At 39.0% G+C, this 22,481-nt stretch carries 17 protein-coding genes; 3 read left to right on the top strand and 14 right to left on the bottom strand.

The window, feature by feature from the left end:
• Positions 1-314: 314 nt before the first annotated feature.
• From D7I46_RS02480 to D7I46_RS02455, 6 genes are all read right to left on the bottom strand, one after another.
• On the bottom strand, positions 315-3,095 hold the full coding sequence (locus tag D7I46_RS02480) for an endo-beta-N-acetylglucosaminidase (RefSeq protein WP_120771440.1): 2,781 nt from the start codon (positions 3,093-3,095) through the stop codon (positions 315-317).
• A 577-nt stretch (positions 3,096-3,672) separates the two neighbouring features.
• The gene (locus D7I46_RS02475) at positions 3,673-5,142 is read right to left on the bottom strand and encodes an ABC transporter substrate-binding protein (protein WP_120771439.1); all 1,470 of its coding nucleotides are present in this window, start codon (positions 5,140-5,142) and stop codon (positions 3,673-3,675) included.
• Between the two features lie 490 nt (positions 5,143-5,632).
• Positions 5,633-6,553: a carbohydrate ABC transporter permease gene (locus D7I46_RS02470; RefSeq protein WP_120771438.1), complete on the bottom strand. Its 921-nt coding sequence runs from the start codon at positions 6,551-6,553 to the stop codon at positions 5,633-5,635.
• Between the two features lie 29 nt (positions 6,554-6,582).
• Positions 6,583-7,464 carry an ABC transporter permease gene (locus D7I46_RS02465; protein WP_162930922.1) on the bottom strand — a complete coding sequence of 294 codons (882 nt, stop codon included), beginning with the start codon at positions 7,462-7,464 and terminating at the stop codon, positions 6,583-6,585.
• Positions 7,465-7,508: 44 nt separating this feature from the next.
• Positions 7,509-10,253 (bottom strand): alpha-mannosidase, encoded by a 2,745-nt coding sequence (locus tag D7I46_RS02460; protein ID WP_120771436.1) that lies wholly within the window; start codon positions 10,251-10,253, stop codon positions 7,509-7,511.
• Positions 10,254-10,357: 104 nt separating this feature from the next.
• A complete protein-coding gene (locus D7I46_RS02455; RefSeq protein WP_162930921.1) occupies positions 10,358-11,617 on the bottom strand; it encodes a glycoside hydrolase family 125 protein in 1,260 nt (419 codons plus the stop codon).
• 327 nt (positions 11,618-11,944) lie between these two features.
• Between D7I46_RS02455 and D7I46_RS02450 the strand changes: the two genes are divergently transcribed.
• The gene (locus tag D7I46_RS02450) at positions 11,945-12,973 is read left to right on the top strand and encodes a GntR family transcriptional regulator (protein ID WP_120771434.1); all 1,029 of its coding nucleotides are present in this window, start codon (positions 11,945-11,947) and stop codon (positions 12,971-12,973) included.
• A 79-nt stretch (positions 12,974-13,052) separates the two neighbouring features.
• Positions 13,053-15,224 (top strand): GH92 family glycosyl hydrolase, encoded by a 2,172-nt coding sequence (locus D7I46_RS02445; RefSeq protein ID WP_120771433.1) that lies wholly within the window; start codon positions 13,053-13,055, stop codon positions 15,222-15,224.
• A gap of 143 nt (positions 15,225-15,367) precedes the next feature.
• Here the strand turns inward: D7I46_RS02445 and purK are convergent, their stop codons facing one another.
• The 8 genes from purK to D7I46_RS02405 form a co-directional block, all read right to left on the bottom strand.
• Entirely contained in the window at positions 15,368-16,468 is a 1,101-nt protein-coding gene (gene purK, locus D7I46_RS02440; protein ID WP_120771432.1) for a 5-(carboxyamino)imidazole ribonucleotide synthase, read from the bottom strand.
• 239 nt (positions 16,469-16,707) lie between these two features.
• Positions 16,708-17,193, bottom strand: coding sequence for a 5-(carboxyamino)imidazole ribonucleotide mutase (purE, locus tag D7I46_RS02435; RefSeq protein ID WP_120771431.1), 486 nt, complete (start codon positions 17,191-17,193; stop codon positions 16,708-16,710).
• A gap of 19 nt (positions 17,194-17,212) precedes the next feature.
• Positions 17,213-17,968, bottom strand: a complete 756-nt coding sequence (locus D7I46_RS02430; RefSeq protein ID WP_120771430.1) for an HAD-IIB family hydrolase — start codon at positions 17,966-17,968, stop codon at positions 17,213-17,215.
• Positions 17,965-18,375 carry a 2-thiouracil desulfurase family protein gene (locus D7I46_RS02425; protein ID WP_120771429.1) on the bottom strand — a complete coding sequence of 137 codons (411 nt, stop codon included), beginning with the start codon at positions 18,373-18,375 and terminating at the stop codon, positions 17,965-17,967. The genes D7I46_RS02430 and D7I46_RS02425 overlap by 4 nt, the downstream gene beginning before the upstream one ends.
• On the bottom strand, positions 18,372-19,607 hold the full coding sequence (purD, locus tag D7I46_RS02420; RefSeq protein ID WP_120773267.1) for a phosphoribosylamine--glycine ligase: 1,236 nt from the start codon (positions 19,605-19,607) through the stop codon (positions 18,372-18,374). The genes D7I46_RS02425 and purD overlap by 4 nt, the downstream gene beginning before the upstream one ends.
• Before the next feature lie 99 nt (positions 19,608-19,706).
• The gene (locus D7I46_RS02415) at positions 19,707-20,420 is read right to left on the bottom strand and encodes an ABC transporter permease (RefSeq protein ID WP_120771428.1); all 714 of its coding nucleotides are present in this window, start codon (positions 20,418-20,420) and stop codon (positions 19,707-19,709) included.
• The gene (locus D7I46_RS02410; protein WP_120771427.1) at positions 20,413-21,120 is read right to left on the bottom strand and encodes an ABC transporter ATP-binding protein; all 708 of its coding nucleotides are present in this window, start codon (positions 21,118-21,120) and stop codon (positions 20,413-20,415) included. Before D7I46_RS02410 ends, D7I46_RS02415 begins: the two co-directional genes overlap by 8 nt.
• On the bottom strand, positions 21,117-21,482 hold the full coding sequence (locus tag D7I46_RS02405; RefSeq protein ID WP_120771426.1) for an MmcQ/YjbR family DNA-binding protein: 366 nt from the start codon (positions 21,480-21,482) through the stop codon (positions 21,117-21,119). The genes D7I46_RS02410 and D7I46_RS02405 overlap by 4 nt, the downstream gene beginning before the upstream one ends.
• Before the next feature lie 192 nt (positions 21,483-21,674).
• Here D7I46_RS02405 and D7I46_RS02400 point away from each other — a divergent pair, with 192 nt between their 5' ends.
• The gene (locus D7I46_RS02400) at positions 21,675-22,187 is read left to right on the top strand and encodes a hypothetical protein (RefSeq protein WP_120771425.1); all 513 of its coding nucleotides are present in this window, start codon (positions 21,675-21,677) and stop codon (positions 22,185-22,187) included.
• The last annotated feature ends 294 nt before the right edge of the window (positions 22,188-22,481 follow it).

Raw genomic sequence — 22,481 nt, 5'->3', positions numbered from 1 at the left:
AAAGGCAAAGCACCTAGTCGCAGTGGCAACCGACTAAAGCCGGAAGTTCAAATCATAAACGACTAAAAGTCTCAAGGCGAAGTGGTATTGTCCAAGAAGTTTAGTCGCTCTATGACAGTTTTGCATTCATTTACTCTGCATAAATGTCGAGCGCTTGACAGTATGGGAAATGTCAAGATTTCGGATGAAGCAACCGTAGTTTGGCAAAAAGCAAAGTTTCTAAACACACCTAATATTAAAATAAGACATCCAAACCACACTTTTTGGAATCTGGAAGGGAGTCTTATTTTGTTTATGTCTTCTTAAAGAAACACCTAGTTTTTCAGTCCGAGCACTTGAATTTCATACCAACGAACAGCATTGTCAGAGCCTTGTGTTGGCTTAACCGCAGTCAATTTTACGTACCTTGCATCTGTTTGTGCAAATGAATCTTTAGTTTCAGCAGCAGTATTATTTGTTACATTAACCACCTCTGTCCAGTTCTTATTATCCGTGCTGACCTGTACCGTGTATGCTTTTGTATTCATATCAGGAGATTCACCACCAGCTTCCGCGTGATCAATTACCACTTCATTAATCTTTCTCGTATTTCCGAGATCAATTACGATATTATGTTGTGTTGTACCAACAGCACACCATTTCGTCTTGACATTTCCATCAACTGCATTTGGCCCCCACTCATTATCATTCGTAAAGCTATCCACTGACGTTTTCGCTTTAAGCGCATAATTTTCAAGACCAGCTTTTGCGGCATCAGTCACTGTGATGAATCCTGTTTTCGTCTTAGTATCAGTCTTACCTTTACTATTAATCGCTTCAAGCGTCACCTTATAAGTTCCTGTCTTAGCATAAGTGACTTTAGGATTTTTAGCCGTAGAAGTCGTCTTATCTGCCCCTTCAAAGGTCCATTTAAATTTCGTTGAAGGTAAGTTCGACTGATTGATAAAGGTAATCGTAGCACCAGACGCTACAACCGTTTGGTCAGCAGTAAAGTTTGCCTTTGGCAATGAATTATCTGGCCAAGTGATTGAAGTCGTCGCACCAGCTCCAACTTCTCCTTGCTTGTTGATAGGGACAACTTCGAACTTCGTCGATTTAACATTTTTACCACGAACAAGCGCATCAACAAAATAATGATTAATATTACTTGCTCCGATAAAGCTACGTGTTCCATCACTATTCACTTGATAAACTTCATAGTTTTGTAAATCCTTATTATTCGTTCCATTCCAAGATAAACGAACACCAGCGACCGTTCCTTCTTGCTCAAAAACTTTACTCTCAACTTTCACATCAGAAATACTGAGTTTTTTAGATATACGGTTGTCTGTGAAATTAAGCACACCAAGATTTATTGCATTCCCCGCAAGCAGCTTATCTGACTCAAACTTCAGCCCAATCTTAGTGATTGTTTTGCCAATCAAGTCTTTCGTATCAAATTTAATCAGTCCCCATTTATCCGTTGCAACCGTATCTCCATTGATTGTTTTGCTGCTCCCATCAGAAAGTTCAACAACCGCCGCTACATTCAACTTGCCATCAGAGCGCATTGCTACGGAAAATTCAGTATTTTTGTTTGCCTTTAGTTGTGAAGCAAACAAAGTGACCGTGGAAGCCTTTCCAGTATCCATATTCGCCATAAATTTCAACGAATTTCCACCATTATAAGCATTTGCCAAATCAATACTTGGTGTCAATTTATTATTACCCTCATTATCAATCATCCAACGATAAGTTGGCAGCACCTCAGCTAAACTTCGATTAGACCATTGTTGAGCTGAAACTTTTTGTCCATCTTTGAACCAATTGTAGCCCACACCAATATTGAAATTTGTCGAAAAATCTTCCCCTTGAACAACGGATTTCTCAACCACATACTTAGATAAACCAATCCAAGAATAATTTGTTGATGCGCCAACTTCACGAGGGTCGCCCTGACTATTGACCCAAAAAGCAGACTCTTGTGTTTGAAACTCATCAAAATCACTCGCATTAGAATAAGTTGCACTTGGAGAATACAGACCAATAGAAGTATAAGTAGAATTTTTACCAGATTCAATCAATGGCCAATTGACCTGTGTGCTGACTCCACCACCATCTCCAACATCAATCCCTGCGTAAATATCATAAGGATTAACACCAATTTTCTTTGCATAATCTGCTGAATTTTTTACCAGATTTGGTGTTGATTTTGCTTGATTCCAATCAAAGTTTAAAAATATTGAATTCGCAACTTTTTGACCATTATCATCAATGAACTCAGCATTTTCACTGTTCAACTGATTTTGCCAACCCACTTTTCCATCTTTGGTCATGGCATCATACCACATAATATCCAATTTGGGATCAAGTGCTTTGACTGCAGCAACAAGCTCTTTCATTTTCGTAGCTTGACTGCTATTTAAACCTTCTGTTTCCTGATTGATGAACCAACCGTCAAAACCATAAGCTTTAGCTACAGCAACCATTTGTTTAGCAAAAGGAAAATCACCATTCTTATCTTGCTTAATCATGGTTTCAACCCATGAAGTTTTTCCACCATAAACCGTAGGAGGACAGAAAATCGTTCCTAAAACTGGCACACCATTTGTATGTGCATCATCAATCACATCTGCACTTGGAGGAACAATCGTTCCCTCACCAGCTGAACCTCCCCAATAAACCAAAGTATCAACATATTGCCAATAATCAAAAGGATAAGCATTGATGCTATTTGTACCTCGTGATGGATTTCCAGATGTTGACGAATTCATATTTGATAACGCAACAATTTTTGTCTTTTTGTTTTGTGTTGCATTTGCCGGTGTGAGCTTAGAGCTTGCAATACGTTTAGCAAGTGGCACAGTCGATTTGTTATAAGCCAAATCCTTGTCTTTACTGGCTGACCATTTTAAAAATTGATTTGGAAACCAATATGACGCAATCGGTGCATTTTTACTCGTTAGAACATCAGGTGTCAGCATGGTAGTACTACTTGTTGTTTTGTATTTGATATTTGCAGAGCTGTTGCTAGAACAAGCCGAAAGCACTCCAACACTTGCAGCAATCAGTGCCGTTGCTCCAAATGCAATGGACACTTTTTTTGAAGCTTTCATTTGAATCTCCTTAAAATTTGAAACTAATAAATTAATACTCTTTAACTCCTAATCATTCTGCTTAAAAGTCACTCCGCTTTGCTACACTGTCGATTTCACTAAGCCACTAGGTAAAACAACTGGCATATCCGTAAGCACTAAGCGCAAACGGTTATCCTATAATATGGCAAGTTCAAATCGTAATCTGCTAAAACAGCAAGGCGAAGTGGTTCACACCACTGTCCGCTTGATTGCCATTTGGCATTACTTCTATTCTTGTCATTTTAATGACTTAGAGATAGAGGACAAATGCATATCGGTACTTTAGTGACTTACAGCCAATGGCTTTTGCTCTTGCTGCTCTGGTAGCTAAGGAAACAGACAAATGTTTTATAGTCATGCGTAACTAGCAAACAAAACTTGCATCTACGCTATCCCTCCTCGCTATGATACTGAAACACCCAGTCGGAATGGTAAGAGCAAAAGGCAGTATAACTACGGTTCACCTCTAAAATTTATATTCAAAAAACATAAGAAAACAAGACTTCTCAACTACTTAAAAAATCTATAGAAAGAAGTCTTGCGCGTCAAGATATACTTAGTTATTTGCTGCTTTGAACGCATCATATTGTTTTTGCATTTCTTTCAAAACATCATCATAACCAGCTGTTTTAAGCTCTGCATCCATTTTCTTGATGGTTGTTGTTGGGTCAACTGTACCAGTATTGATGTCATTGATATATTTGGCCATAACATTTTGGATTGCTGTGATTTGTGATTGTACGCTGGCTGTATCAAAGTTAAAGCCAAGCAATGGAGAAGTTTTAGCTGCCGCAATTGAGGCATCACGTTCTTTTACTTGTTCAGCCGTAACAGTAGTTGGTAAATACAAGATAGCGTTGTTTCCTGTGTTCCAAGCAGCCATGTGAGTGTTACCTTTTGCATACTCGGATGTCAATTCAATTTGTTTAACACCTGCTACTTCTTTACCAGTGAACTTCCAGTTTGTACCTTCTGGACCATAAACCAAACCGTTCAAAACTTCAGGGTCAGAATTAATAATATTAAATGCTTTAACAGCTAATTCTTTGTGTTTAGACGTATTTGATACAACAAAGTTCGCCATTTGGGCTTGTGAAGTTGTAATCAATGGAACGGTAATAGGCTCAGATTGTACATCTTGATTGGCTGCCAATTTTAATGCATTATCTCCATAGTCGAAAGGCCCTTGTGTCTGTACTTGAGCAAACCATGTATCCCCATTCAATGGATATCCTTGGTTAAATGTTGCAGCACCGGCAGGAATGATTCCTTCTTTATACCATTGGCGATGAACTTTCAAAATATCTTGGAAGTCTTTTTGATCATAAGGATTGACAATCTTTGACCCATCTCCTGTGGTAGATACCGCAAATGGTAGAGTATTTCCTAAGACATAGTCGTAATCACCCGAAGCCACATAACCTTGACCAATGGCAAGTGTTGCGACTGAAGGATTAGCTTTGTGGAATTCTTCCATCACTTTTGTTGCGTCAGCATAAGTTTTGATTCCTGAAACATCAATATTATATTTCTTTAAATAAGCAGAATTGAACGTCAACATTTGTTGAGCATAGATATTTGCATTTGTAGGGACGGCATAAAGTTTACCATTTACTTCATTCCCTTTGATATAATCTTTACTCAATTGTTTATAATAATCAGGCGCATATTTAGGCAAAAGCTTTGTCAAATCTGCATACGCACCTTTCCCAGCATTAACAACATAACCATTTGAGAGTGACATATCATAGTTTTGACCTGATGAAACGATAACGTTCATCTTTGTCGCCCAATCTCCCCAACCGATATATTGAATATCCAATTTCGCGTTGATTTTCTTTTCTAAAACCTTATTCGTATTCGCCAACAACGTTTTAAGATTGACAGGTGCGTCTCCAACTTGATACATCTTTAGCGTAACAGGTCCGCTTGGCTTTTTTGCTGATGCAGAATTTCCACAAGCAACAAGAGTCAAAGCAGAGAGCACTGAAACTGCGCCGAGTACGACTTTTTGTGATGTTTTCATTATGTTTTACTCCTTTGGGGTTTGCCCAATTATTATTAACAAATTAATTTTTGTAAACGCTTTAAAAATAAATTATTTTTTCACTGCTTCAACGCTTTGTCAAAGCAGTTCATAACGATGAAGTCAAGAACTTATTCAGTGGGAATTTCAACTTACCACTGAATTTGGGGACAACCTCACATCTCCGCTTCGCTACGTTGTCGATTTCACTAACCGACTAAAGTCGCAAGGCGAAATGGTCTTGTCCCAGAAGCCTAAGTGCTATCTCCGCTTCGCTTCGCTGTCCACTCTCGCTAAGTGGCTAAAGCCACAAGTCGAGTCGCAAATCACTAACACCCTAGGGCAGTGGACAAAATTCGAGACTTAGTGTTGCTTTATCTCCACTTAGAGGTATTAGCACGCACTTGTTTCGATAAAAAGATCAATGAAGATGTAACAGATTGCCACTGTTATCAACTTGTGGCATCTAATGGTAAAGTTTGGTGTTTTATTATTCTTTCACACCTCCAATCGTCAATCCTCGAACAAAATAACGTTGGAAGAATGGATAAGAGATAACGATAGGCAAGATAGATACAACAACAATTGCCATCCGAGCAGACTCACCAGGTAAAGAAGCTAATCCTCCTTGAAGTTGTGCTCCTGCAACAGCATTTTGCATCAGATATTGCAAATTGTTTTGAATTTTCATCAATAAATATTGCAATGGGATAAGATTGTCATTTTGAATATAGAGCAGAGCATTGAACCAATCATTCCAATAACCTAGCGCTGCAAATAATGAAATCGTTGCTACACCAGGCACTGCAAGTGGTAAGACAATTTGTGTAAAGATACGCATCTCACTTGCACCGTCAATCCTTGCAGACTCAATAATCGCATCAGGTACAGAACGTTTAAAGAATGTTCGCATAACAATAATGTTGAAAACATTGACCATACTTGGGACAATCAGTGCAAAGATCGTATCACCAAGATGTAGTAAGTTTGTAGTGACCAAATAAGTTGCTACCATCCCTGGTGAAAAGAGCATTGTAATCAGTGCAAAGATAGTGAAAAACTTGCGGAATGGAAAATTATTTCGAGAGATAGCATAGGCATATAGAGAGACAATTGACGAATTAAGAATTGTCCCCGATACCGTAACAGTCACAGTGACCAACAATGATTGCAGGATTTGGCTTTTCATTTGACCGAAGAGGAAAGTGTAGCCATCAAAACTAAATTGACTTGGCCAGAAACTATAGCCATGCGACATGATTGCAGATTCTTTTGTTACCGAAATTGCCACAACAAACAGGAAAGGTAAGATACATGAGAGTGCAAAAATAGCAATGATAATGTTGAAAATCAAATTGACAGGCTTATTAAATTGGCGCACACTCACTTGGGTAATTTTTTTCTTTTTCATAATTTTAACCAGATGATGATTTTCCTTTCCTAGAATAATGCTGATTCGTTGTCAACACGACGTGCAAGCCAGTTGGTAAACATCAGAAAGACAAAACCAACAACGGATTGATAAAGGGCAGCAGCTGTTGACGTACCAAGGTCTCCCGTACTCTTTAAACCATTATAAATATAGGTATCAAGGACTTGTGTCACAGAGTAAAGCGCACCAGAGTTTTGCGGAATATTGAAGAATAATCCGAAGTCAGCTGAGAAAATCCGTCCCGCTGCCAAAATCGTCATGATGGTAATCAAAGGCGCAAGTTGTGGAATGGTAATATTTTTGATTTGTTGCCATTTCGTTGCACCATCGACCATTGATGCTTCATAGTAAGTAGGGTCAATCCCCATTACTGTGGCAAAATAGATAATCGAATTGTAGCCAATATTTTTCCATGTCCCAATGAATAACAAGATAAATGGCCAGAATCTCGGATCGGAATACCACTGGATTGCAGTTCCACCATGTCCTGTAAGCCACTGATTAACCAAACCTTTGTCTACGCTCAAGAAAGCATAGACAAAGTATCCAATGACGACCCAAGAAAGAAAGTATGGTAAGAGCGTCATCGTCTGATAAACTTTGACTAAACGCTTGTTACGTAACTCAGACATGATAATCGCAAAAGTCACAGAGATAATCAGATTTAAGATGATAAATCCCAAGTTATACAAAACTGTATTTCTTGTAATTTCAAAAGCTGCGCCTGATTTAAACAGGAATTCAAAGTTTTTGAATCCCACCCAAGGACTCTTCATCAGACTATCAAGGAAACCATTTGGACTAAATTGAAAGTTTTTGAATGCTACAACGTTGGCAAGTACTGGTATATAGAAGAAGAAAATCATCCAAATCGCACCCGGCAATACCATTAAGACGAGTGCTTTATAGCGCCAGAGGTTTTTAAAAAATTTTCTCAATTTGATTCCTCCTTCGGAGATTTCATCTGCCGAGTAGAATCTTCTCCATCATTAGTTAGACCTTCTTTTATCAACAAGGTTCTAATCTCATAAGGAGCGAGATTTTCTGGTTTTTCTCCGATTTCTTCTTCAAGTAAATTTAGTGAAGTCGTTTCTGCTTTGACTTCCATTTTTTCATTTTGATTTGATAAATTATAACCTCTCAAAATCAATCCATTATCGCTCTCGCGGCGCTTCAAAGCTGTAATTGCAAATTTATCAGCATCAACTTCGATAACTTTTCCTTCATGAGATAAATTAGTATGCCTATCGTTTTCTGTCAGTGCTGACGAATCAAGGAGAACTGACGAGAATGGAATCTGTGCAGCATAAGCATTTTTATATGTTTCATAACGCTGCTCAGGTCTGCCGTGAAGCTCTAAACTGTAATTAAAAGTGTGTGACCCAAGTGTTTGTGCTTCTGGCGTTGGGAAATATCCCCAATCTCCTAACTCACCCACTGCTCTCAGAAGTGTCAGTGCAATAGTTGAACGATTAACAATTTCATATTCATTGAGTCCAAAGTTACCAATTGTTATACCATAATCATCATTATGTAGATTGACAAAAGCGCCCTGATGTTGCGGATTAGTTGGATTTTTCCATGTTTTTGGCATGCTATTTGGACGTTTGACCACTTCATAAATGCTGTCAGCTTCATGCGTATCTTCTGTCAGTTCTGACGGAAATAGCACGCGCACACGGTGGTCTTTCATCTCATTGTCAAAAGTTGTTTCAAAATCAATTTTACGTGAATTTTTTCTCACTGTAATGACTGTGTTCAACTCAAAAGGCACCAATTCTATAGAGCGTTTTGCTTGTCTATGATGAAATTCTTTGACTTTCTTTTGTTCTTCATCAAGCAATTCGTCAGCAGATTTTGGAATCATCATCGTTTGTATCAGCTGAATTTGTGCGATTTCAGGTCTGTCAGTTCTGACAGAAACTTTGGCTAAGCCGTCAGTAGATAAAATCGCCTGTGTTCCCGTAGGTTGGAAAAAGATATATTCATTTCCAATATCGCCCGTATCTTCAAAAATAAGTAAATCATTAAATGTGCGATTAAGCTGTTTATCCGTTACTGACAAACTTCCATCAGTGCTGACAGAAACTTTTATAAGTTCATTTTCAATCGTGCAACCAGAAATCATACTCTCATCAGTAGTTACTTCTTCTGGTATTTCTACTAAATCAAAGGTCTTCCAAGACAAAGCATCCATCTCATTTAAAAATAGTTTCACTTTAACAAAGCGTTTCATATAAGGAATACGGAAACGGTCTTTAGGAAGGTCATAATCAAAAAGAACTTCCTCAGCACTAATTTCTGCTGGAACTGCAATTCCCTCACTATCAACTACTTTGTAAATATGCTTAGGTTGTGCTTTCAGTTCATCATATAATTGCTCTGGTAAACCTTCTCTGAAAAGTTTTCTTGTAAGGACTACCTCAACGTCAACTTCCCCTGTTTTTTTGTGACCCGATGTGTTGAAAACAACAAAAGGATGTTCACCTTCAAATGATATACCTTTTGATAAAGTGATTAAAGCATCTTCAATTAAATAGTCAGCCACAGACTCAGATTTTTCAAAACGTGTCATCATCTCACGATGAACCTCATCCAATGAGCATCCACAAATACTGTCATGAGGATGATTTTGGAGCAAAGTTTTCCAAGCATAAGTCAACTTATCATGCGGATATTCACCTGTCAAACGATATGCCAAACTCGATAGAGGTTCAGCAATATTTTCTAACTTTCGCTCAACTTTTGTATTGAACTGCTTCAAATAAACTCGACTAGATGCAGTATTAGCAAGCGTGTACCAGCCATCTGTTTCTTGTGAAGTCAACTCTCCGTTCACCGTTGATAAATTTTCTGGCAGATCAGATTTCACTGCTTCCAGATATTTTGGCCAGTTTGAATGAACAAATTCATAATCGGGGAAAAGTTCGTTTGCCAATCTAATTGCGGCACTTAAATCCTTTTGCACAGGCTGGTGGTCAACACCATTCATCATCAAAAGATGTGAGGTTGAAGCAAATTTCTCAACATCAGTCAATTTTTGCTTCCAAAACTCAATGGCTGCCTTTTTTTCTGCAGGAATTTCATTGCCATTAGAGTACCAGTTTGCAAATAAAATCCCCAAGATTTTCGTACCATCAGGCCCTTCCCACCACATCTCAGAAAATTGTGAAGTATAGGCTTCCTCTGATTGCGCAAGCACCTGATTATCAAAACCAATCGGCTTCACACCTCGTCCAAACGCCGCCACATCAAGCCTTGCTTGTTTCATCAATTGAGGCGTTTGTCCCATATTACCAAAGGTATCAGGGAAATAACCAAGTTCAACAGGTGCTCCGAAACGCTCAGACTCCTTGCGCCCAATCAACATATTACGTACATTTGATTCAGGAGAAATCAGAAAATCATCCTGCAAAATATAGAAAGGACCGATTCGAAGTTTGCCGGCTGCAATCGCCGCACGCACCTCAGCTTCCCGCTCTGGTCGAACCTGTAAATAATCATCCAAGATAATCGTCTGTCCATCCAAGTGAAAGCTATCAAAGTCAGAATCCGTCTTAAACAACTCAAGCAAGTCATCTACCAAATTAATCAATCGCATATGGTGCTCTTCATAAGCCATATACCATTCTCTATCCCAGTGACTATGGGAAATGATGTGTACTGTTTTCTTTTTCATATCTTCCTTTTTTAAGAATTAATTCTTTCAATATAAAAATATTTTCATAGTTTTCATGTTGGCTAATCAATTGAAAAGACAAATGATACTATTTTTATAGAATGTCATATCTCAACACGAATATCAAAGTAATCCATGACAAGTTCGCAAAACATCATATTCGCCCAACTAAACCACTCACGTGTATAATGATCTGGATTATCCACATCAAATCCCTCGTGCATGAGATGTGTTCCAGCATCTGTCGCAACCAAGTGATTTAAAATCCGCTCTTTTTCAAGCTTATCTTTTGTAGTCATCCCTTCCATCGCGAGAGCGATAGGCCAAACATAATTTTCTGGCGTGTGACTTGAACCAATACCACGCGCAAACTTTCCTTCATAGTAATAAGGATTTTCCTTACTCAACATCGTTCTTCTTGTGTTCAAATAAAGCTCGTCGTCGGAATCACAATAACCTAAATAAGGAGCTGCGATTAAGTTTGGTACATTGCTGTCATCCATAATTGCTTGATGCCCCAAACCATCAACATCGTAAGCCCAAATTTCTTGCCCCGCTTCATTTTTAACCCTAGCAAATTCATCTAGTCCTTGTTGAATCGTTCGTTGCAATTCATCCGCCTCACTCGCAAGCTCTGTATTTTCTATAATTTCACTAAATATTGATTTGATATATCCTAATATCACTACCGCAAACATATTTGATGGAACAAGATATCCATATTCACAAGCATCATCACTCGGTCTAAAACCTGACCAAGTCATCCCTGTATAAGCAACCTCAGCACCTCGCCCCTCCCGTGTCAAAGTGTCCTCTTTACGTTCAGTATCACGGGTAAAACGATAAGGAGATTGTTCATGATTTATTTCTGTCTTGAACACTTCCAATATTTTCTGGACACCATTTACAAAATTTTCGTCAAAATGAGCTGTCGACCCTGTATTCTTATAAAGTAAATAAGCAAGCTGTACTGGATAACAAAGCGAGTCAATCTCGTATTTTCTCTCCCAGATCCAATTCCTATTTTCATTAAAATTAGTATGGTCAGTCTGGTGTCCAGCGCCATTAGCCGCTTCATTAAAAGCATTTGCATAAGGGTCAAGGTTAATAAAGAAGAATTGTTTTTGAACCAAACCAGCAATCATCTTTAAAATATCCTTATCATCTTTAGCAAGGACAAGATAAGGACGTAATTGAGCTGTCGAGTCTCGCAGCCACATTGCTGGAATATCACCCGTCAAGAGAAAGGTACTGCCATCATCATATCGTTTTACGGTTGTTTCCAACGTATTAGAAAATGATTGATTAAAATTAACTGCCCAATTTTTGTGTTCTATACCACATAAATTTGTGATTTCATTCATAAAGTCTGTCACTGATTTCGGAATGATGGGATTCACTTCCTCTCCTTTTCATCATTTCTGCCTGAAATAATGCTCATTTTTTATATTTGATATATCATTTATATTCATTGTATTATTTTTCTTTTTGATTTGCAAGGGCTTACTTGATGTTTTTCATTAAATTTATGTTAATTTTGCAACCTAAATGTATTATTTCTGAATTTCAACTTAAAAAGGATATGTCTTTTTTGAAAGAGTAATCGTTTTCTTACTCAAAAGACTTGTATTTTTGTCAAAAAAGAGTAAAATATGGTATATCAATTAATTTATAGAAAAAGGGACAATCGCATGAATGTACCATTATACCAACAAATTTCTGATGAATTAAAGAAAAATATCATTACTAAAAAGATTCAATCTGGTGAGCAACTTCCTACAGAAAAAGAGCTTTCTGATACTTATAAAGTCAGTCGCATTACTGCTAAACGCGCGCTGACAGAATTGGAACAACTCGGCATGGTTACTCGGACAAGAGGAAAGGGAACTTTTGTAAAAAGTCCCAGTACAAGCAATACCGCTCTTCTTAAACGAGTTTTGTTTGTCATTCCTTTTGAGGGAATGTCTTTTGGAGATTTTACTCAGGGGCTTGCTCCTGCTTTAAAGGAAAATGATACGACTATTTTCATCACTTATTCAAACTATTTAAAAGAAAACACTGCGGCCCAAATCAAGGAAAACTTCGATGGTTTGGTTTATTATCCAATGCATACCGAAGATTATTTAGATGTTTTACTAGAACTTTCTCTTCAAAACTTCCCTGTTGTCTTGCTTGATAAGCAAATCTATGATTTGGGATTTCCTTGTGTGGCCTCTGATAACTTTAATGGTGGAGAGCAGGCTGCCCAAGCGCTTGTCAGTCTTGGACACGAGCGTATTGCCTTTGTCATGAGTAATGAAGAACATCATCCGCATACAACGCGCAATCGTTATCTCGGATATGTCAAGGTTCTAAAGGAAAGCCACTTAACTTTCCATACTACTTTAGATGATAAAAATGTAAACGAGGACTCCATTATTCACTTAATTAATGAAGAACAAGTTACAGCTTTAATCTGTGAAAACGACCTTGTCGCATTGCAAACGATGGCAAACTTACAAGCGCAAGGAATTGATATACCAAATGATGTTTCGATTATCGGATTTGATAATATCTTAGCAGCAAGTTTATCAAATCCACCACTTACAACAATTGCTCAAGATTTCGCTGGAATTGGAAAAAAAGCAGGAGAATTACTTGTAGAGTGGATTAATACTGGGCTTGTACCAAATGATGTAAAAATTCCTATTCAACTTATTGAACGAAACACAACAAAATAAGGCTGCTCTAATTTTATCCTGTCAACGATTGAACTCAATCGCTTAACCACTTATAAAATCTTATCTCAAAGGAGTTGAAATGAACCTCAGCACAATTGACACACGTCATGCAACAGCAAATTCAGGGAGTTTTTCTCACGGAAATTGTTTGCCCTACACTGGACTGCCTTGGGGAATGAATTATTTTGCCCCTTCAACGGCCGATAACAAGGGAGCATGGTGGTTTCATCCAGAAGACCAAACGTTTGAGGGCTATCGTCTGACGCATCAGCCAAGTCCGTGGATGGGAGATTTTTCGCATTTTACGATGACGCCTGTGGCAGGCTATTTGCCTGAAACATCACTCTGGCACACGATTTCATCGTATCGTCCGAGAGAAGCTGTGATGACCCCTGCACAGATAAAATTGACACAGTTGCGCTATCAAATCACTTCACGCTTGATTCCATCAATGTATGGTGGTGTTTTGGAAATGGAATTCAACAATTCAGCAGTTCAGGACAATGCGCTAATGTTGCATTTACCTGGAAAATATGAGCTGTCAGTACTGACAGAAAACGAAATCGCCTTTTCAGTCGTGAATTTTGCAGGATGTGAGGACAAAGATTTCAAATTCTACGTTGTCATGGCATTTGATAATCCTGTCAGTACTGACAAAAATTCGGTAAGTGCTGACAGAAAATGCTCAGGCACTGACGGCGCTGTCAGAATTGATTTTGGAGCGGTCAGTAAGCAAATTGTCCGTTTTGGCACTTCATTTATCTCATATGACCAAGCAAAATTAAATCTTTCAAGAGAACAAGAATGGTCAGTTGAAAACTATTTGGAAAACGCCGAAAAAGCATGGAATGAACAGCTTTCTAAGATTGAGATTGAACATCATGACGCAAGTCAAGTCTCAACTTTTTACCACAATTTGTATCGGGCTTTCTTATTCCCACAGACTTTTTATGAATTTGACCAGAAGGGAAAGAAAATTCATTATGACACCTTTGACAAGTCGGTCAAATCTGGTCCACTCTACACCAATAATGGTTTTTGGGACACTTTCCGCACCGTCTATCCGCTTTACTCGCTCATCGCTGTGGAGCAATACGGCGATATGCTCGAAGGCTTCTTAAATTCTTACCGTGAAACAGGATTTTTGCCGAAATGGTTGTCACCTGACGAGCGCGGTTTAATGCCAGGTACCTTGATTGACGCAGTCATCGCAGATGCCGCAGCAAAGGGGATTCGTCCAGATTTGATGCCTGAGTTTTTGAGCGCAATGAAAAAATCAGCGACCGTGCAATCTGACAATCCGAACTACGGGCGGCAAGGGACAGCGGATTATTTGAAATACGGATATGTGCCGCTTGCCCACCACGAATCGGTCAATCACACATTGGATTATTCTTTTTCGGATTATTGTATTTCACGTGTTGCAAAAGTTGTTGGAGATAATGAAACGGCAGATTTTTACGCCAAACAAGCACTCAACTATCGTAATATTTTTGATAAAACGACTGGATTTATGCGAGCAAAAGACGAAAATGGCGAATTTCGACCTGATTTTCTTGATGTTCGCTGGGGGCGTGATTATGCAGAAGGTTCTGCTTGGCAAACCTCTTGGTCTGTCTTTCAAGACTTCGCTGGCTTGATAAATTTGCACGGTGGAGCAGATAATTTTGAACAGAAATTGATTGAGCTTTGCAATCAGCGACCAAACTTCAATGTTGAAGGATATGGCTTTGAAATCCACGAGATGAGTGAGATGGCAGCGCTGGAGTTCGGGCAAGTCGCAATTTCCAATCAGCCAAGTTTCCACTATCCTTACCTGTTCAGCTACATCGGCAAGCCTTGGATGGCGCAACCTTTGATTAAAAATCTGCTCACGCAAGCGTTTGACGATACGCCAAACGGCTATCCAGGAGACGAGGATAATGGCACAATGGCGGCATGGTATATCTTTTCGAGCCTTGGTTTTTATCCTGTGACTGCTGCTTCGCTTGAGTATGTGATTGGGCTGCCTTTATGGGATAAAGCTGTGATGCATTTGAGTTCAGGCAAAGATTTGACGATTCTGTCAGAGCCAAATCAGCCACAGCAAATGTTTGTTCAATCTGTCAGCACTGACAAAAAAACGGTCAGTACAACATTTTTCCGTCATGATGATTTAATGGCTGGTGGAGAAATAAAATTTGAACTAGGCATTGTACCAAATCCGCAGCAATACAAAGATTCTGAACTTCCTTATTCTTTGAGTAAATAATTTTTTATTTTAGTCTCATTTTAGCCTTACTTTAGTAAGTGTTAAGTAAGATTGTCTATAATAAAATCATTCCAATAAAACTTTTTCATTAAGTTTACTCCTAAAACACAAAAAACACGGTTGGTTACCGTGTTTTTTGTGTTTTACCAAATCTTTGTTTGCTCAATTTCTTTCAAGGTTTCGGCAAAATCATCTGTCAAAATCGTGAGATGTCCCATCTTACGATTGTGCTTTGCCTCTGGCTTGCCATAATCATGCTGATGCCAGTCAGGATGGGAATCCGTAAGTTGTTTGACTGGTTCAATATGTTGTCCCAAGACATTCAGCATCACCGCAGCTTTTAAAAGCTGAGGCTCTGGCAATTTTTCCCCTAACACACCTTTGATATGCAAATCAAACTGTGAAAAGTCACACGCTTCAATCGTGTAATGTCCGCTATTATGAGGTCTAGGAGCCAATTCATTCACAAAAATCTCACCCTCAGCTGTCAAAAACATCTCTACACATAAAGTTCCTGCAAGACTCAATTCACGTGCAATATCAAACGCCATTTGACGCGCTTTCTCAGCAATTTCGTCACTGATTATCGCAGGCGCAATCGTGCGATGTAGGATATTTTCACGATGAGTATTTTCTGCTAACGGAAAAGCAACGAATTGTTCGCCATTTCCGGACATTATCACAGAGATCTCACGTTCAAATGGTACAAAATCTTCCAGCACACATTCTGTTGCAGTTACCAATTGATGTGCTGCAATCAAATCTTCATCCGTCTTCAAAACAACTTGTCCATGACCATCATATCCACCTGTTGTAGTTTTCAAAACCTGTTTTTTCACAACATGATGTGGCAAATCAGAAACACTTGAAATCAATTGCCAAGGGGCCACATGAACTTTTGCCTCCTCAGTCAAAAATGTCTTTTCAAACTTACGATTTTGTGTAATCTCAAGTAACCGAATACCCTGAGGAATCGCCACACAACTCTCGATTTGGTGCAAAGCCGCCGCATCCACATTTTCAAACTCATAAGTGATGACATCACAAGCATAAGCAAGTTTCAGCAAACTCTCGACATCATCATAATCTGCCACAATCATCTCATCAGACACTTTACTACTTGAACAGGTCGGATTCGGGTCTAGCGTAATGACTCTGTGTCCCATGTATTGTGCCGAAATAGCCATCATTTGACCAAGTTGTCCACCGCCAATAATTCCAATTGTTTTCTTTTTATTTGACATTTTGTCAACCCTTTTCTAATACTGTTTAACTTCTAAAATGCTTTTAGAATCTACATTTATTCCGAAGAATGAACTCCCAATTCTTATATAACTAAATTTTACGACTTTTGTTCGGAAATTTCTCATAAAAAAGGTATTAAATTAAAAAAACCGAAACAATGTTCGGATTTTGTGTTTGTTAATATAATTGTTTTTACATATTCCACAACGATTGTATTTAAAATTAGACGCCCATTAAATCAAACTAAATCGTGATTTGATTTTTCAACCATTTTTTTTGCCTGCTCCCGATAATCCACCAATTTCTCATGCAAGGCTTCATCATAGACAGCGAGCATCTGAACAGCATAAAGTGCTGCATTTTTGGCACCGCTATCACCTATTGCCATTGTCGCCACAGGGACACCTGCGGGCATTTGGACAATGGAGTATAGGCTGTCTAAGCCAGATAAGGCACGCGATTTGACGGGAACACCGATCACGGGGAGTGTCGTCATTGCCGCCGTCATTCCAGGCAAATGCGCAGCCCCTCCTGCTCCAGCGATAATCACTTTGTAGCCTCGCGCGCGCGCAGTATGTGCGAATTCTGCCATCAACTCAGGGGTACGATGCGCCGATACAACTAATTTTTCATACTCAACCCCAAATTCATCTAATAAATCTGCTGTATTTTTCATGGTTACCCAGTCCGAGCTTGAACCCATGATAATTGCTACTTCTGCCATTTTTTCTCCTTTAAGTCCTTTAAGATTTTTCGCTAACTTTGAATGCTCTGAAATTCAGCAAAAATTGTGCAATATTTTTTTCTGTCATATGAAAATCTGCGAAATCAAGCTCAGAGTGGTTGCCCACTGCTACTGAAATCTTTGCATTTCTCAAAAGCTCAATGTCATTCTCATCATTTCCAATTGCAACATAGGGTTCTTGCGGAAAATAATTCCGAAAAGTCGTATATTTATTGACATTTTTTGCTGTCAAATCAAGACTTTGAGTCTCATCATCACGTTTGATTTCCACTGTCAAATCTGACAGTCCTCCCTCAATTTCTGTCAGCACTGACAGATTTAGCAAGCTACATTTGATGATATTTGTCAGTTCATTCATAGATACATTTTTCGCTAAATGGTTCGCATCAACTTTGCAATTAATGTTCGTTTTTTCATCATTTCTATTTTTTAATGAATAGTTCCACTGACCATCAACCAAATAGTCCAAATCATTTGATTTAATCAGTCGCTTTAGATATTCAAAATCCGAATCTGAAATCTCTTGAACAACTTCAATCTGACCAAAATTCCGAACAATCGAACCATTACCACCAATCAGAAATTGACTTGGAAACATCTCAAGTAAAGAAAGCATATCTCTGACAGGACGAGCGGAAGCAAAAACGAGTGGATGCCCCCGTTTTTCAAGCGTTGTTAGTGCTGACAGAATGTCATCAGAGATTTTTACACCATCAAAACAAATCGTTCCGTCAAGGTCAAAAACAAAAATCATCTACTCTCCACTTCAAAACCATTTTCCCATAGCAAACGCGCCGTAATTCCCATTCCCGCTGTCATTTTTCCAGAAAATGTGCCGTCATAAATTTGTCCAAAGCCGCAAGACGGGCTGCCTGATTTTAGAATGGCTTTTGTGCAGCCAAATTCTTGCGCCAAACGCAATGTTTCTTGCGCTCCTCGCACAAAATTTTCAGTAAAATCTTCTCCAGTAGCGCTCAAAATTCGTTGTCCTACAAGCTCCGCTGCAGGACGTGGCGTAGGCAAGCCGCCAATTTGTTCGGGACAAATCGGAATTGCGAGTCCTTGTTTGACCAATTTGACAACTTCAGGGTCAGTTTTTGCCTTTCCGTCATATCGGCAAGGAAAACCTGCTAGACAGGCACTCACAAGGAATTTACTCATAAGCCGCGCGACCCAATATCATGCCGATAAAACATTCCGCCATTATCCAATTTCGCCAACTTCTCATAAACCGATTTTTGCGCAGAGGACACATCTGCTCCCGTTTCCGAGACCAAATAAACACGCCCGCCATTCGACACAAGCTTGCCATTTTTTTCGGCAACGCCTGCATAATAAACGTTTAAATCAGCTGGAATATTTGGTATTTCCAGATCTTTCGTACTTGTTACAGGATAACCATCAGAAGCCACGACAACGCCAAGCGTGACACCATTTTCAAGCCAAGTCAGCTCTGGCTCGCGTCCATCCAAAATCGCATCAAGCGCTAGCGCCAAATCACTTGTCAAGCGCGGTAAAACGACCTGCGTCTCAGGGTCACCAAAACGAGCATTAAACTCTATCGTTTTCACGCCATTAGCAGTCAAAATCAAACCCGCATAAAGCACGCCAGTAAAGGATTTCCCCTCAGAAATTAGACCTGCAACTGTTGGTCTAACAACACGCTCAAGTGCTTCATCTACCACACTTTGTGAAAGATGTAAAACAGGCGAATAAGCCCCCATCCCCCCAGTATTCGGGCCTTTGTCGCCATCAAAAGCACGCTTGTGATCTTGCGCAATCGGCATTGGATAAATCTTGCCCTCATGCACAAAGCTAAACAAAGAAAACTCCTCGCCATCTAAAAATTCCTCAATGACAACTTTGCCTCGCTCATCCTCAAAAATATCAGTCAGAGCTACCTCAGCAGAGGGCAAGTCCATTGCCACCGTCACACCCTTGCCAGCTGCCAAACCGTCAGCTTTGATGACAATCGGTGCGCCCTTTTCTCGCACATAATCTAATGCCTCGTCCAACCCTTCAAAAGTCGCATAGTCCGCTGTTGGCACTCTATATTTTTTCATGAGTCGCTTGGCAAAATCTTTTGAGCCCTCAATCTCGGCCGCCGTTTTTGTTGGTCCAAAAACACGTAAATGAGCTGCCACAAAGCAATCCGCCACCCCATTCATCAAGGCTGTTTCGGGACCAACAAAAGTCAAATCAATGTTTTGATTTAGGGCAAATTTTACTAAATTTTCATTATCAAGTTCGGAAATATTGATAATATGAATTCCGTCTTTTTTCATGCCAGCGTTACCTGGTGCGCAAAAAACCTCACTTACCTGAGCGCTCTGCGTAAACTTCTTTGCAATCGCATGTTCACGTCCACCACTACCAATCACCAAAATTCTCATTTTTTTATTCATACTTTCATTTTAGCCCGAACGACAAAAATAAAAAAGCCTGAGTCTGAAGTCAACCTTTTTTATCTTATTATTGTTCGGAAATAGCTTTCATTCATATTTGAAAAATTTCACAGTAAGTAATCCAAAGACGATAATCCAAGCAAGCGTAATGTAAAGCGCTCCACCTACAAAAATATTACCACCTGTCCATGCCGTCATCATCATCTCTAACGCACTAAAATTGGGCAGATAGTCCAAAATTTGCCTTACATTTTCAGGAAAAATCTGTTGAAATTGTAAGAGACCAATCAGTCCAAAAAATCCAATATACATCAGTGACTCTGACATTTTAGCATTAGGAACAACATTCGCCATAAACATACTCATCAGATAACACATGACAAAACCGATTAATAGTGTAAGACCAAAGCTCAACCAATTTCTTCCACTCAAGTCTTTCCCCATTTGTAAGTTCATCACAGCAAGCAAAGCAATTGCCATTGTCGCTAAAATTGGCAGGCAAGCTGTAAATCCTGTGAGCAGAAAATCTTTTGCTGTCACTGGTGTCATACGTAAACGGCGAAGAAAGCGAGTTTTTCTGGTATGAATATGCCCCCATGCAACACCAAAAAAAGTCAAAACCATTCCTGAAATAAACAGCCAAACAACAAAGTGGCTTTCAAGAAAAGCCGAAAGTTCAGCTTCTGGGATTTGCTGACTCAACGCAAAAAGCATAACAAAAGGAAGCGCTAATCCAAAGAGTACATTCAGATAATCTCGCGACAGTACAGTAAAGTGGTATTTCATCAATCCTTTAAACATGGTTTATCTCCTTTCTCATATTTTTTCGGACAAACTCTTGTAAGTTTTTCACATCATGCTTAACCAGTAGCGCTTTTGGATTTCCTGATTCAAAAATCACACCCTCTTTGAGGAAATGAACATAGTCACAGAGCGCTTCAACCTCGTCCATATAATGGCTGACGATAAAGACTGTTTTACCTTTGTTATTATATTCACGAATAAACTCACGCACATCTTCACGTGTCGCCGCATCCAATCCTGTCGTCAACTCATCCAAAATTAACAACTCTGGCTGATGAAAAACAGAAAGTAAAATACTCAATTTCTGTTTTTGTCCACCAGATAACTTCGTTGAACGCTGATTCATGATTTCATCAATACCTAAAATCTTTATAAATCGTGCAATTTCAGCGTCTGGCTCTCCATAAATATCACGCCACAGTCGAATGATTTCCTTGACCTTTAAGCGCTGGTCAAAGTCAGCATTTTGAAGCTGCACACCAATATGCTCAAAAAGTTTTTGCTCATCAAAGTCATAGTTGATTTGTCCACTATTTGCCTTTTTAGACTTTGTGATAATATCAACAATTGTTGATTTTCCAGAGCCATTATTACCGACAAGTGCCGTACAAGAGCCTTTCTCAATCGTCAGATTGACACCTTTTAAAACTTGATTATTGCCATAGGACTTTTTCAAATCTTGAATTTCTATCATCATGTTTCTCCTTCTTCGATTTCACGCTGTATTTTCTTTTTAAATCCTCCAAGAATCAGCCGATAAGACTCGTCAATCATCTTTTTGATGAGTTCATCAGATAGATTTTCTGCGAGATAAATGCTGTTCCAATGCCTTTTATTCATATAATAACCTGCAATAATTTTATCCTTATGTAGCTCACGCAATTCTTCTGCGTGTTCGGGCAAGAGTTTGAGGGTCAAAATTTCTCTCCCATTTTTATCAGTCGCGTGCATGGCAAACATTTTCCCACGGACTAGATAACGATGTGCTTCCCAATCAGTCTGAAAATCTTTTTCTGCACCAATTTTTGCTTGCAAGTAAGCATCAATCGCTTGTTTCATCTTTTTTCTCCTTGTTATTTTCTGTCGCTATTTTTCAGAGGAATTCTCATTTTATTCTAATTAATATTTTAACAAAAAGTCATTCATATCAAAAAAAATATAGATGTGTTAAGCTCGGGCAAAGAATGAATTAAGAGAATTGAAAGATTTACCTAGTAAAATATATACATTATTAGACAAAAAGGAGAGAAATTGAGTAATAACTATCAGGCTAGGACAAGAAAAAAGAGTATGACTCCTCTATTGATTCTGACTATAATGCTCGCGATAATCTTTGGTGCAGGTGGGTTTGCTGGCGGTTACTTTGTCGGACAGAGTCATGCCAATAGCAAAACTTCGGCGAATTTTACTAAAGGACAATCAGGCGGATTCGCTGGCAATAGGCAAAATGGCGATATGGGAACGGTCAGTGCGATAAGCTCGTCGTCAATTACTATCAAAACAAGGTCTGGCTCGTCTGAAACTTTCACAATCAATAGTAGCACAAGTGTTCAGGAAGCTCAGATGGGACAAGGACCAAATCAAGATGGAACTAGTAGCTCATCATCTGATGATTCATCAAACGGCGCAAGTCTTAACGATGTCACCACAGACTCAAATGTCGTAATTGTCCCAACAAATAGCACATCAAAAACAGCAAAAACAATCATGTTAATGCCGAGTGGTATGGGAAATAATGGCAATTCTACTGCTGAGAACCAATGACGTCAAGACTTATTCTGAGAGTTTCAACCCTTAACTGAATTTAATATCTTCGATATGAGGTCACCTTCTCCAAGAAGCCTTGCCCTATGGCAAGCGAACAAAATTCAAAGTTAGTGACTTCAGAAGGTAGGGGTGTTAGCACTCTTTTACTTTGATAAAAAACAGCTCTATTTCTAATGCGAAATAGAGCTGTTTTTATTCAATCATTCATGAAATTCAATCACCATTTTTATCACTTCTTCACGCGTTTCGGGTCCGTTGTGTTTTGCCCAATTTCCCAAGACATAAAATAGA

This window comes from Lactococcus allomyrinae (genome assembly GCF_003627095.1).
Classification (GTDB): domain Bacteria; phylum Bacillota; class Bacilli; order Lactobacillales; family Streptococcaceae; genus Lactococcus; species Lactococcus allomyrinae.
This window is presented reverse-complemented; position numbering and strand designations above follow the sequence as displayed.

Coding starts and splice junctions, on each gene's coding strand:
- D7I46_RS02445 (WP_120771433.1), top strand. CDS start 13,053: ATGAACCTCAGCACAATTGACACACGTCATGCAACAGCAAATTCAGGG.
- D7I46_RS02470 (WP_120771438.1), bottom strand. CDS start 6,553: ATGAAAAAGAAAAAAATTACCCAAGTGAGTGTGCGCCAATTTAATAAG.
- D7I46_RS02410 (WP_120771427.1), bottom strand. CDS start 21,120: ATGATGATAGAAATTCAAGATTTGAAAAAGTCCTATGGCAATAATCAA.
- purE (WP_120771431.1), bottom strand. CDS start 17,193: ATGGCAGAAGTAGCAATTATCATGGGTTCAAGCTCGGACTGGGTAACC.
- D7I46_RS02405 (WP_120771426.1), bottom strand. CDS start 21,482: ATGAAACAAGCGATTGATGCTTACTTGCAAGCAAAAATTGGTGCAGAA.
- D7I46_RS02475 (WP_120771439.1), bottom strand. CDS start 5,142: ATGAAAACATCACAAAAAGTCGTACTCGGCGCAGTTTCAGTGCTCTCT.
- D7I46_RS02480 (WP_120771440.1), bottom strand. CDS start 3,095: ATGAAAGCTTCAAAAAAAGTGTCCATTGCATTTGGAGCAACGGCACTG.
- D7I46_RS02450 (WP_120771434.1), top strand. CDS start 11,945: ATGAATGTACCATTATACCAACAAATTTCTGATGAATTAAAGAAAAAT.
- D7I46_RS02460 (WP_120771436.1), bottom strand. CDS start 10,253: ATGAAAAAGAAAACAGTACACATCATTTCCCATAGTCACTGGGATAGA.
- D7I46_RS02430 (WP_120771430.1), bottom strand. CDS start 17,968: ATGATTTTTGTTTTTGACCTTGACGGAACGATTTGTTTTGATGGTGTA.
- D7I46_RS02455 (WP_162930921.1), bottom strand. CDS start 11,617: ATGAATGAAATCACAAATTTATGTGGTATAGAACACAAAAATTGGGCA.
- D7I46_RS02415 (WP_120771428.1), bottom strand. CDS start 20,420: ATGTTTAAAGGATTGATGAAATACCACTTTACTGTACTGTCGCGAGAT.
- D7I46_RS02465 (WP_162930922.1), bottom strand. CDS start 7,464: ATGGTATTGCCGGGTGCGATTTGGATGATTTTCTTCTTCTATATACCA.
- purD (WP_120773267.1), bottom strand. CDS start 19,607: ATGAGAATTTTGGTGATTGGTAGTGGTGGACGTGAACATGCGATTGCA.
- purK (WP_120771432.1), bottom strand. CDS start 16,468: ATGTCAAATAAAAAGAAAACAATTGGAATTATTGGCGGTGGACAACTT.
- D7I46_RS02425 (WP_120771429.1), bottom strand. CDS start 18,375: ATGAGTAAATTCCTTGTGAGTGCCTGTCTAGCAGGTTTTCCTTGCCGA.